Consider the following 12,056-nt stretch of genomic DNA (forward strand, 5'->3'; position numbering starts at 1 on the left):
CCCGCTCGCCCGGTGCCGGCTCCTACGCGGCCACCCGTCCCAGGGTGATGCACAGCCGATGCACCGTGCCGTCGGTCGCCAGCGCAATGGGCTCGGCCGCGTCCAGCGTTTGGCCGTCCATTTCAACCTGCAGCACGCCGCGACAGACATGCTCCGGGTTGCGCACTTCGATCTCATGGATCGTGCCGCGATGACGGTAGCTGATGCGGAAGCCGTCCCAGGCCTTCGGGATGCACGGCGCGATGCGCAGCCGGTCGCCGCGCAGGTGGAAGCCCAGCACCGCCTCCAGGCCTGCCCGATACAGCCATGCCGCCGAACCGGTGTACCAGGTCCAGCCGCCGCGGCCGATGTGGGGCGTCACCGAATAGACGTCCGCGCAGACCACGTACGGTTCGACCTTGTAGCGGGCGATGGCTTCGGCGCTGCTGCCGTGGTTGATCGGATTGAGCAGCCTGAACTGGTCGCCCGCGCGGTCGCCGTCGCCCAGCCCGGCCCAGGCGAACACCGACCACGTCGCGCCGTGCGTGTACTGCCCGCCGTTCTCGCGCACGCCGGGCGGATAGCCCTTGATGTAGCCGGGGTCTTCCTTGCCGTCCTGGTCGAAGGGCGGCGTGAACAGCCGCGCGAGTTGATGGGGATGATCGACCAGCAGGCGGTCGACCGAGGCCATCGCCTGGGCCGCGTGCGCATGGTTGTCGGCGCCGGCCAGCACGCTCCAGGACTGCGCGATGGTGTCGATCTGGCATTGCGCGTCCTGCGCCGAACCCAGCGGCGCGCCGTCGTCGTAGTAGCCGCGGCGATACCACGCGCCGTCCCACGCCTGCTCCAGCGCCTGGCGCAGCGTCGCGGCGTGGTCGCGCCAGCGCCGCGCGCGTTCGTGCTCCCCGCGTTGTTCGGCGACCGGCGCCAGCTGCGCGATCGTGGCCAGCAGGAACCAGCCCAGCCAGCTGCTCTCGCCGCGGCCCTGGGCACCCACCGCGTTCATGCCGTCGTTCCAGTCACCGGTGCCGATCAGCGGCAGGCCGTGCGCGCCACGGGTAAGGCTGGTGTCGATCGCCCGCGCGCAGTGCTCGTACACGGTAGCGGTTTCGTCCGATACGCCGGGCTGGAAGAACGCGTCGGTGGCGTCGTCGGGAATGGCCTGGCCGCTGAGGAAGGGCAGCACCTCGTCGAGCACCGCGCGGTCGCCGCTGACCTCGACGTAGTGCATCGTGACGTAGCCCAGCCAGACGCGGTCGTCGCGGATCTTGGTGCGAATGCCCTGGCCCTTCGGCGGCAGCCACCAGTGTTGCACGTCGCCTTCGGCAAACTGGCGGCCGGCGGCGCGCAGCAGGTGTTCGCGGGCAAGGTCGGGGCGCGTCACGCACAGCGCCATCACGTCCTGCAACTGGTCGCGAAAGCCGTACGCCCCGCTGGCCTGGTAGTAGGCGGTGCGCGCCCACAGCCGACAGGCGGTGACCTGGTACAACGCCCAGTCGTTGAGCAGCAGATCCATGCTTCGTTCCGGCGTGCTTACCTGCACGGTGTCGAGCACGCCGTTCCAGCGCGCGGCGACTTCGTCCAGCACCTCATCGATGTCGATGCCGCGATACTTCGCGACCAGCGCCTGCGCCGCCGCGGCATCGCCACCTTCGCCGAGCAGGAAGTGCAGCTCCAGCGACGTGCCCGGCGGCAGTTCGATGCAGGTCTGCAGCGCGCCGCAGGGGTCCAGGCCGGCGCCCACGTGTCCGTCCAGCGACGCCTCGTCCTGCAGCGCAGCCGGGTTGGCGATGCTGCCCAGCGCACCCAGGAAATGCGCGCGGTCGCCACTGATCGACTGCTGCATTCCGCCCATGTCGAAGAACGCCACGCGCTCGCCGAAATCCGCGCGCCAGCGATTGCGGGCGAACAGCGCGCCGGTGTCGTCGTCGCGCGAGGTCACCACGAACGGCGCCAGCGTGCTGCCGTTGGGGCCCAGTGCCCATTCGACGTAACCGGTGATCGCCAGTCGCCGCGTGCGGGCGGAGCGGTTGCACAGACGCAGGCGCGACAGCTTGATCGTGTCGTCGACCGGCACGCACTGGACGAGCTCCAGCGCGATGCCGTGCGCGTCGTTGCGGAAGCGCGTCCAGCCCTTGCCGTGGGTCGTGGTGCAGCGGGCGCCATCGACGCGGATCGGCAACGCGGTGGCCGTCCACAGCGCGCCGTCGTCCGCGTCGCGCAGGTAGATCGCTTCGTGCGGCATGTCGCTGACCGGATCGTTCGGCCACGGCGTCAGCGGGTTCTGCTGGCTGTTGCCCGACCACGCGTAGCCGCCGCCTTCGGCGGTGACCAGGAAGCCGAAGGCCGGGTTCGCGATCACGTTGCTCCACGGCGTCGGCGTGGGGCGTGCCGCATCCAGCTCGATCCGGTAGGCGCGGCCATTCGCCACGAAGCCGCCGTGGCCGTTGGCGAATTCGGGCGTTGCGGCAGCGTCGTCGAAGTCGATCGCCGCGGCGCTGGCGATGATCGGGGAAGGCCGGGAAGCGGTTTCCGGCGGCGGCGAAGGTGACGCCGCGACCGGGTTGTTCAGCACCAGCCGCGCCACGGTCAGCAGGCCGTCGCGCAAGGCGTCGCCGATCTGGTCATCGCGCAGGCAGAACAGTTCGGCCTTGGGCGCGTCGTCCTGTTCCTTCAAGTGCTGCCGTTGCCGATCGACGCGCTGGCTGAGTTCGTCGCGCTGCGTGCCGGCGTCGGCGCCCAGCTGATCGAGCACCACCACGTCCATCGCCAGCTGATGGGCTTGCCACCAGCGCTGGGCCAGCAGCAACTCGTCCAGCTGCGGGACATCCGTGGGAGCGCGCAGGAACAGCAGGGCGATCGGCCGATCGCCCGAGATGCTGGCGCCCCACAGCGTGGGCGGCCCGCCCTGGCCGCGCTCGCGCTGGTCGACATGGGCGCGCTGGCTGGCGTCGCTGACCAGCAAGGCCTGTCGCCACTGCGCAAACTGCCGGGCACGCGTCGCGTCGATACCGAAGCGCTGGCGTTCCTCCTGCGCGTGCCGGGCCGCGGCGGCGAACAACTGCGTGGCCGCGTCGGCATCGTCGAGGCGTGCGCGCAGGTCCGCGGCGCCGTCGCGGGTGTCGGCCAGTTGCGTCCACAGCAACAGGCGGATGCTGCCGCCCGCGGCCAGGGTGAACCCGTGGCGCAAAGCGAACACCGGATCGAGCACGCAGCCGGTGTTGCCGGAAAGTCTTGCCCCGGGCTGCATCGCCATCGCGTTGCGCAACGTGCGGCAGCGGCCCAGGAAGCGGGCGCGATCAGTTTCGTGCGTGGTGGTGATGTGGGCCGCGCCCTCGACCTGCAGCGCCTGCGACGCCCACACCTGGGCCTGGCTGTCGCTGCGCCGGCGGCGTGTCGCCAGCAGCAGCCCGCGTTCGTCGTCCCATTCGGTCTGCACGAACATCTTGGAAAAGGCGGGGTGGGCGTTGTCGTCGCCGATCGGGCCCAGCACCAGTTCGGCGTAGCTGGTCAGCGACAGGTGCCGCGTTCGATCGCCGTGATGAGTCACCGTGAGCCGGCGCAATTCGATGTCGGCATCGGGCGCCACCGCAATTTCCAGCGAGCTCTCGATGTCGCCGTGTCGCTGGCCGAACACGAGACGTCCGGCGTCGTACCCGGCTGCGCGGTTCGTCGCCGTCTCGCCCAGCGGCTGCGTGGTGGCGCCCCACACCGCGCCGTCCTCCTCGTCGCGCAGCAACAGGAAGCTGCCCCAGGGATCGGTCACCGCATCCTCGCGCCAACGCGTCACCGCCAGGCCGCGCCAGCGGACGAAGCCGGCGCCGTGGCTGTCCAGCATGCTGCTCAGCTTGCCGTTGGAGAGCAGCGGCAGCGCCGTGCTGCCGGCATCGGCAGCGAAGGAAACGGGGGAATCGGAAGACATGACGGGCGTGGACTCCTGACGCGATCGTCGCGAGCCTTGCGCGCCGCGATCTCCACCCAGCCTACGGCGACGGCGGGGAAACATCGCGTGAAAGCAGCGCTCTTACACGCCATCCATGCAGTCGCCTGCGCAGACTGGCGGATGGATGGCCGCGCCGCGGCACCGGGCACGAATGCCGGGTGCGGTTGTCCCAAGCCTTGCCCGATGGCCGGACGATGCAGCGCGCGTGGCGCGCCCGTCCTGCCATCAACGAACTACAGGGACCCGCTGGATGCCACCGATGCCGCCGCTGTGCTCGCTTCCCGACGACGCCCTGCTGGAGCGCCTGCAGCGTGCGGCGCTGGGCTATTTCGTGGAGCTGATGAATCCCCGCAACGGACTGGTGCCCGATACCTCGCGCGACAACTCGCCGGTGAGCATCGCCGTGGTCGGCTTTGCCCTGTCGGTGTATCCGCTGGCGGTCGAGCGCGGCTGGATGGATCGCGAGGAGGCGGTGCAGCGCTGCCTGCTGGCGCTGCGCTTCTTCCACGACAGCGACCAGAGTGGCAGCCCCACCGCCACCGGCTACAAGGGCTTCTACTATCACTTCCTCGACATCCACCAGGGTCGGCGCGTGTGGCAGTCGGAGCTGTCGATGATCGACAGCGCCCTGCTGATCGCCGGCATGCTGACCGCGGCCACCTGGTTCCAGGCGGACAACGCCGCCGAAACCGAACTGCGCGCGCTGGCCGACACGCTGTATCGCCGCGTCGACTGGCGCTGGGCGCAGGATGACGCGGGCACCATCCGCCAGGGCTGGAAACCGGAGTGCGGCTACCTGCACTACGGCTGGGAAGGCTACAGCGAGGCGATCGTGCTGTACGCGCTGGCGCTGGGCTCGCCCACCCATCCGGTGTCGCCGGATTGCTACGCGGGGTGGGAGTCCACCTACCAGTGGGAAAACCTGTACGACCAGGATTTCCTGTATGCCGGCCCGCTGTTCGTGCACCAGTTCTCGCACGCCTGGATCGACCTGCGCGGCATCCGCGACGGCTTCATGCGCGAAAAGCAGTCCGACTATTTCGAGAACACCCGGCGTGCGATCAACGTGCAGCGCTGCTACGGCGAACTCAACCCCCACGAGTTCGCCGGTTACGACCGCAACTGCTGGGGCCTGTCCGCCTGCGACGGCCCCACCGACGAACGCCCCGACGTCAACAACGAACGCCGTCGCCTGTTCGGCTATGCGGCGCGCGGCGTGCCCTACGGCCCGGACGACGGCACCTTGTCGCCGCCGGCGGTGCTGGCCTCGGTGGCGTTTGCGCCGGAGCTGGCGCTGTCCGCACTGCGAAACATGCTGCTGCGCTGCCCCGAGATCCTCGATGGCGACCGCCTGGCCACCAGCTTCAACGCCAGCCTGGTCGATGCCAACGGACGGCCGTGGGTGTCGCCCGGCCAGTACGGGCTGGACCAGGGCGTCATCTTCATGATGATCGAGAACCATTGCAGCGGCGGCATCTGGCGTACGTTGCGCCGCTGCCAGCCGCTGGTCGACGGCTTGCGCAAGGCCGGGTTCAGCGGCGGCTGGCTGGATGCGCCGACAGCGGAGGCCGCGGCATGAGTACGAAATTCGACGCCAGCGTCAGCACGCCGGTGGACGCGTGGGAACGCAAGCGCCTGGCCGCGGTGCGCCCCGCGTCGTGGAACAACCCCGAGCCCGCCGCGCCGTACCAGCTGGTGATCATCGGCGCCGGGCCCGCCGGCCTGGCCGCGGCCCGCGAGGCGGCGGCGCTGGGCCTCCGCGTGGCGCTGGTCGAGCGCCACGAGATCGGCGGCACCTGCTTCAACACCGGCTGCGTGCCGTCCAAGGCCTTGCTGCGCACCGCCGCGGTGTACGCGGAAATGCGCGACGCCGCCCGCTACGGCGCCGAGGTGCCGGCCGATATCCGGGTCGACTTCAGCGCCGTGATGGAGCGCCTGCGGCGCATCCGCAGCCACCTCACCAACACCACCTCGGTGCGCCTGCTGGCGGCCAGCGGGGTGGACGTGTTCTTCGGCAGCGCGCAGTTCAGCGGGCCGGACAGCCTCATCGTCAACGACCAGCCGCTGCGGTTCGACAAGGCGCTGATCGCCACCGGCGCGCGCCCGGACATCCCCGACGTGCCGGGGCTGAAGCAGGCCGGCTTCCTCACCAACACCACGATCTTCGAGCTGGCCGAACTGCCGCCGCGGCTGCTGGTGATCGGCGGCGGCCCGCTCGGCTGCGAACTGGCGCAGGCGTTCCAGCGGCTGGGCTCGCGGGTCACCATCGTGCAGAAGCTGCCGCTGTTCCTCGAACGCGAGGAACGCGACGCGGCGCAGACGCTGTCCGACGCATTCGCCCGCGACGGCATCGAAGTGCGCCTGAACACCCTGGCGGTCGCCGTCCGCAGCGACGGCGACGAGAAGGTGGTCGACCTGGTCAGCGACGATTACCACAGCACGATCCGCGTCGACGCCATCCTGACCGGCGTGGGGCGCCTGCCCAACGTGCAGGGGCTGGCGCTGGAAAAGGCCGGCGTCGTGTATGACGACGTCGCCGGCATCCGGGTCGACGACCAGCTGCGCACCGCCAATCCGCGCATCCACGCCGCGGGCGACGTCTGCCTCGACGAAAAGTACACCGACACCGCCGAGGAATCCGCGCGCGTCGCGATCCGCAACGCCGTGCTCGGCGGCTGCGAAAAGATGAGCGAGCTGGTGGTGCCGTGGTGCACGTATACCGACCCGGAGATCGCCCACGTCGGCATGTACGTGCGCGAGGCCAATGCGCGGGGCATCCCGGTGAAGACCTTCACCGTGCCGATGCACCAGGTCGACCGGGCGATGACCGACAGCGAGCAGGGCGGCTTCGTGAAGATCCACGTGCGCGATGGCAGCGACCGCATCCTCGGCGCCACCATCGTGGCGCGCGACGCCGGCGACATGATCAGCCAGGTCACCCTGGCGATGGTGGCCGGCGTAGGCATGCGCACGCTGGCGAAGGTGATCCACGCCTATCCCACCCGCACCTCGGCGATCCGGCTGGCGGCCAAGGCATACAACCAGACGCGGCTGAGCGCGCGCGTGGTGGCGCGCCTCAAGCACTGGCTGGCGCGGCCGCGCTGATGTCGGTCACGCCGGCTTTCCCCGCCAGCGCCTACACTGCTTTCCCTTACTCCACTGACGCAAGGACTCTCCCATGCAACTCGGCATGATCGGCCTCGGCAAGATGGGCGCCAACATGGCCCAGCGACTCATCCAGGGCGGCCACCAGGTGACCGGCTTCGACCCCAGCGCCGAAGCGCGCAAGGGCCTCGAAGGCCACGGCGGCGGCGCGGCCGAGTCGCTGAAGGCGCTGGTGCAGGCGCTGCCCGCGCCCCGCGTGCTGTGGCTGATGGTGCCCTCGGGCAAGATCACCGACGACACCGTCGACGCCTTGCTGGCCCTGCTGGACAAGGGCGACACGATGATCGACGGCGGCAATTCCAACTACAAGGATTCGCTGGGCCACGCGGCCAAGTGCAAGGACAAGGGCGTCAACTACGTCGACTGCGGCACCAGCGGCGGCGTGTGGGGACTGGCCGAGGGCTACAGCATGATGGTCGGCGGCGACGAGCAGGTCGTCGATGGCCTGAAGCCGATCTTCGAGACACTGGCGCCGGGCAAGGACAAGGGCTGGGGCCGCGTCGGCCCGGTCGGTTCCGGCCACTTCACCAAGATGGTCCACAACGGCATCGAATACGGCCTGATGCAGGCCTACGCCGAAGGCTTCTCGATCCTCAAGCACAAGGAGGAATTCGGCCTGGACCTGGCGCAGATCGGCAACATCTGGCGCGACGGCAGCGTGGTGCGTTCATGGCTGCTGGAGCTGGCCACCGACGCGCTGAGCAAGAACCCGACCATGCAGGGCATCGCGCCCTACGTGGTGGATTCCGGCGAGGGCCGCTGGACGGTGAACGCGGCGCTGGAACTCAACGTGTCCGCCCCGGTGATCACCCTGTCGCTGATGGAACGCTTCCGCTCCCGCGACGACGACTCGTTCACCGACAAGCTGCTGGCCTCGCTGCGCAATGAATTTGGCGGGCACGCGATCAAGAAAGAGTAGCCGGCCTTGCTCCCTCCGCTGCCGGCCTTGCTCCCTCCCCTGCTCGCCCCTAAAGGGACTTCCTTCGGTCGCAGAAAGGGTTGGGGTGGGGTTAGCTCTTGATCTTTCTTTTAGTCCACCTGGCCCACCTCGCCTTGCTGACATCAAGAGCGAAAAGCTTTCGTCTGCCTGCGGCAGCCGAGCCACCTTTCTCTGTGTGGCCAGAGAAACGTGGCCCAAAGAGAGGCCACCCCGCTTCCGCGCCTTGCGGACATCGGGCAACCGCTCCTGCGTTGCCTCAACTCCGGCATCCATGCCGTCGCCTGCCTGCGAGGTCCGCGTGCGGTTTGCGGGGTTTGTCGACAGGGCATCCTGCCCTGACGCCAAACTGACCGGCATCCATGCCGGTCACCCTTCGGGCTGATCCTCCACCCGCCCGCCGCTGCAGGGCCCGCACTCTTCAGAAGAGCTGGAGCAGAGCAAAAGCCGCAGCGCAAAGCCGGAGCTACGAACAGATGCCTCGTCATTCTTCGAAGATGAGGCGATGCAGGATCAGGCCTCGGAAGTTGGCTTTCGACCCGTTGCGAACGGTGACGAACGTCTGCTTTCGAGGAGGCTAGTCACGTACATTTGAATTGAGCTGCGTTTGGAGTCGATACGCACAAAGTCAAGAATGCAATGATGACCTTCAGGAGCACGTCAGCTCGAAGGAAGGGTTGGCCGGCACGATAATGCCCGGTATCGACCTCAATCCGCCGACATCGCCCGCCACAGGATATGGAACAGTTCGTCGAACTGATGGGTGATCGGCTGCTTGTCGGCGCGCACGATGTGCATCAGCCCGACGCGGCCGAGGATGCCCATGAACACGTCCAGCAGCACCTTGCTGGAGACGTGGTTGTTGAGCACGCCGCGCGCCTGGCCATCTTTCAGCACGCCGAGGAACGCGCCCATCAGCTCCGGGCTTTCGTAGATGCGGATGTTGCGGTGGCGGGAGGCCGGGATGGCGGTGACCAGCAGCATCATCACCGCCGGGTGCTTGTCCATGTAATCCAGGAACACCCAGCAGGTCTTGCGCAGGCGTTCGCGCGAGTCGTCGATGCCTTGCAGGTGGTCGATCATGCGATCGGCCAGGCGCACCAGCATGACGTCGAGCATGGCGTAGACCAGTACTTCCTTGCTGCCGAAGTATTTGTAGATGGTCTGCAGTGACACGTTCGCCGAGCGGGCCACTTCTTGCAGGCTGACTTCGTGGAAGTCGCGGATGGAAAACAGCTCCAGCACCGCCTTCTCGATGCGGTTGAGCGTGTCGGCGCGCATGCCGCTGAGGATGTCGCGGCGGTCGATGATGGTGGAGGCTGGATCTGGCTTGGCTGGGGTGGTCGTCATGCACGCGTCCTGGGATAGCGGGATTTCCGTGATGGAAATGGATGTTACCAAATAACCGGGAAATAGCCCTTATCCGGTGTGATCTCTTGCCTTTCGTGGGGCAGCTACACACTATGGGATCGTAGCAATTCACCATGATTACGTGATTGTTGGCTTCTTCGACCGGCCAAGCTTGCCACCGTTGCCGAAATGGTAATGATCGTTACCAATACTTTCAGAAGGGCCGCCCGCCGATCCTGCCCGGCCCGTATCGAGGAGACACCCCTTGGCCATACAGAACTTCCCCGCCGCCTGGATGACGGACGAGCACCGCATGCTGCAGGAATCCGCCACCCGCTTTTTCAAGGAGCAGTGGGTGCCGAAGGATGAAGCCTGGCGTGAAGCCGGCATGATGGATCGCGAAGCGTGGGAGCAGGCGGGCGCAAATGGCTTTCTGTGCGCCTCGGTGCCGGAGCAATACGGTGGCGCGGGCGGCGATTTTGGCCACGAGGCGGCGCTTCTGTACGCCCAAGGCGAGGCCGGAATCGCGGGTTTTGGTGGTTCGGTGCATTCGGGCATCGTCGCGCAATACATTCTGCATTGCGGAACCGAAGAACAGAAGCAGCGCTGGTTGCCGCGGATGGCCAGCGGCGAGCTGATCGCCGCCATCGCCATGACCGAGCCGGGTACCGGTTCGGATCTGCAAGGTTTGCGCACGCTGGCGGTTCGCGAAGGCGACCACTATCGCCTCAACGGCAGCAAGACCTTCATCAGCAATGGCCAGCTGGCCAACCTCGTCGTGGTGGCCTGCAAGACCGACAAGGAGCAGGGCGCGCAGGGCATTTCGCTGCTGGTGGTGGAAACCGACGACGCGGAGGGATTTCGACGCGGGCGCAACCTCGAAAAAATCGGCATGGAGTCGCAGGACACCTCCGAGCTGTTCTTCGATGACGTGACGGTGTCGGCGGACAATCTGCTGGGCGGCGAGGAAGGCCTGGGCTTCTTCCAGATGATGCAGGAGCTGCCACAGGAGCGGCTGATCGTGTCGATTGCAGGCATCGCCACGATGGAATTGGCGATGCAGGTCACCCTGGCCTATACCAAGGAGCGCAAGGCGTTCGGCAAGCCGATCTTCGCGTTCCAGAACACCCGCTTCAAGCTGGCCGAATGCCAGGCGCTGTTGCTGGCGTCGCGCGCATTGGTCGACGCGGCGATGGTGGCCCATCTCAAGGGCGAGCTGGGCATTGATCGCGCCGCGCTGACCAAGTACTGGGTCACCGACAACCAGTGCAAGCTGGTCGACGAGTGCCTGCAGTTGTTTGGCGGCTACGGCTACATGAAGGAATACCCGATCGCCCGCCTGTGGGCCGATTCGCGGGTACAGCGCATCTACGGCGGCACCAACGAAATCATGAAGGAACTGGCCTCGCGCTTCCTTTGACGCGCGCGCCTTTCCGTATCAGCCATCGACTCCCAGCGAAGGATTTCCCATGACCGAGGCCTATATCTACGACGCCGTGCGCACCCCGCGTGGCAAAGGCAAGAAGGACGGCAGCCTGCATCAGGCCACGCCAGTGTGGCTGCTGCGCACGCTGTTGCAGGAACTGCAGCGGCGCAACCAGCTCGACACCGCGCTGGTCGACGACGTGGTGCTGGGCTGCGTCACGCCGGTCGGCGAGCAGGGTGCGGATATCGCGCGCACCGCCGTGCTCGACGCCGGTTGGGCGCAGAGCGTGGCGGGGGTGACGTTGTCGCGTTACTGCGGCTCGGGCCTGGAAGCAACCAACATGGCGGCCGCCAAGATCGTTGCCGGTATGGAAGACATGGCGGTCGCCGGTGGCGTTGAATCGATGAGCCGCTGGGCGATGGGCAGCGACGGCGGCGCATGGTTTATGGACCCACGCGTCAACAGCGCGCTGAGCTTCGTGCCGCAGGGTATCAGCGCCGACCTGATCGCCACGCTCGAGGGTTTCAGCCGTCAGGAACTAGATGCTTTCGCTGCCGAATCGCATCGTCGCGCCGCGCTCGCGCAGGGCGAAGGGCGTTTCGGCAAATCCATTGTCGCGGTGAAGGATCTCAACGGCATGCTGCTGCTGGACCGAGACGAGACGATCCGTCCGGGTAGTTCGGTCGAATCGTTGGCCAAGCTCAATCCCTCGTTCGAACAGATGGGCCAGATGGGTTTCGACGCCACCGCGATGGCGAAATACACCACGGTCGAGAAGATCCACCACGTCCACCATGCCGGCAATTCGTCAGGCATCGTCGATGGCGCGGCGCTGCTGCTGCTGGGCAGCAAGGAAGCCGGCATCCGCGCCGGCCTGAAGCCGCGCGCCCGCGTGCGCATGGCATCGGTGATCGGTTCCGAACCCACCATCATGCTGACCGGCCCGACCGCGGCCTGTCGCAAGGCGCTGGGCAAACTCGGCATGACGCCGGCCGACATCGACCTGTGGGAAATCAACGAGGCGTTCGCCACCGTGCCGATGAAAACCGCGCGCGATCTGGGCGTGTCGCTGGATCGGGTCAACGTCAACGGTGGCGCGATTGCGCTGGGTCATCCGCTGGGTGCCACTGGCGCGGCGATTCTCGGCACGGCGCTGGATGAACTCGAACGTCGCGACCAGAGCATCGCGCTGGCCACCTTGTGCATCGGTGCCGGCATGGGCATCGCCACCATCATCGAACGCGTCTGAGGAGGCC

Annotated in this window: 7 protein-coding genes; 5 read left to right on the top strand and 2 right to left on the bottom strand. The window is 67.4% G+C overall.

Annotated elements, in window-relative coordinates; all coding sequences use genetic code 11:
* Positions 1 to 22: 22 nt before the first annotated feature.
* Positions 23 to 3,901 carry a glycosyl hydrolase family 65 protein gene (locus ASD55_RS00805; protein WP_056763020.1) on the bottom strand — a complete coding sequence of 1,293 codons (3,879 nt, stop codon included), beginning with the start codon at positions 3,899 to 3,901 and terminating at the stop codon, positions 23 to 25.
* Between the two features lie 271 nt (positions 3,902 to 4,172).
* Here ASD55_RS00805 and ASD55_RS00810 point away from each other — a divergent pair, with 271 nt between their 5' ends.
* From ASD55_RS00810 to gnd, 3 genes are all read left to right on the top strand, one after another.
* Positions 4,173 to 5,501 (top strand): glucoamylase family protein, encoded by a 1,329-nt coding sequence (locus ASD55_RS00810; protein ID WP_056763022.1) that lies wholly within the window; start codon positions 4,173 to 4,175, stop codon positions 5,499 to 5,501.
* Positions 5,498 to 7,027: a mercuric reductase gene (locus ASD55_RS00815; protein ID WP_056763024.1), complete on the top strand. Its 1,530-nt coding sequence runs from the start codon at positions 5,498 to 5,500 to the stop codon at positions 7,025 to 7,027. The genes ASD55_RS00810 and ASD55_RS00815 overlap by 4 nt, the downstream gene beginning before the upstream one ends.
* Positions 7,028 to 7,100: 73 nt before the next feature.
* Complete coding sequence (gene gnd / locus ASD55_RS00820; RefSeq protein WP_056763025.1) at positions 7,101 to 8,006, top strand: phosphogluconate dehydrogenase (NAD(+)-dependent, decarboxylating); 906 nt, start codon at positions 7,101 to 7,103, stop codon at positions 8,004 to 8,006.
* A 726-nt stretch (positions 8,007 to 8,732) separates the two neighbouring features.
* Here gnd and ASD55_RS00825 read toward each other — a convergent pair.
* Positions 8,733 to 9,374, bottom strand: a complete 642-nt coding sequence (locus ASD55_RS00825; RefSeq protein WP_056763028.1) for a TetR/AcrR family transcriptional regulator — start codon at positions 9,372 to 9,374, stop codon at positions 8,733 to 8,735.
* A gap of 265 nt (positions 9,375 to 9,639) precedes the next feature.
* Between ASD55_RS00825 and ASD55_RS00830 the strand changes: the two genes are divergently transcribed.
* Together ASD55_RS00830 and ASD55_RS00835 are read left to right on the top strand one after the other, a co-directional pair.
* Positions 9,640 to 10,794, top strand: coding sequence for an acyl-CoA dehydrogenase family protein (locus ASD55_RS00830; RefSeq protein WP_056763030.1), 1,155 nt, complete (start codon positions 9,640 to 9,642; stop codon positions 10,792 to 10,794).
* A 49-nt stretch (positions 10,795 to 10,843) separates the two neighbouring features.
* The gene (locus tag ASD55_RS00835) at positions 10,844 to 12,049 is read left to right on the top strand and encodes an acetyl-CoA C-acetyltransferase (protein ID WP_056763032.1); all 1,206 of its coding nucleotides are present in this window, start codon (positions 10,844 to 10,846) and stop codon (positions 12,047 to 12,049) included.
* The last annotated feature ends 7 nt before the right edge of the window (positions 12,050 to 12,056 follow it).

Source organism: Rhodanobacter sp. Root561, from assembly GCF_001427365.1.
GTDB lineage: Bacteria > Pseudomonadota > Gammaproteobacteria > Xanthomonadales > Rhodanobacteraceae > Rhodanobacter.

What these genes read in the sequence shown, in the direction of transcription:
- ASD55_RS00835 (WP_056763032.1), top strand. Translation starts at nt 10,844, where the DNA reads ATGACCGAGGCCTATATCTACGACGCCGTGCGCACCCCGCGTGGCAAA.
- gnd (WP_056763025.1), top strand. Translation starts at nt 7,101, where the DNA reads ATGCAACTCGGCATGATCGGCCTCGGCAAGATGGGCGCCAACATGGCC.
- ASD55_RS00815 (WP_056763024.1), top strand. Translation starts at nt 5,498, where the DNA reads ATGAGTACGAAATTCGACGCCAGCGTCAGCACGCCGGTGGACGCGTGG.
- ASD55_RS00805 (WP_056763020.1), bottom strand. Translation starts at nt 3,901, where the DNA reads ATGTCTTCCGATTCCCCCGTTTCCTTCGCTGCCGATGCCGGCAGCACG.
- ASD55_RS00810 (WP_056763022.1), top strand. Translation starts at nt 4,173, where the DNA reads ATGCCACCGATGCCGCCGCTGTGCTCGCTTCCCGACGACGCCCTGCTG.
- ASD55_RS00825 (WP_056763028.1), bottom strand. Translation starts at nt 9,374, where the DNA reads ATGACGACCACCCCAGCCAAGCCAGATCCAGCCTCCACCATCATCGAC.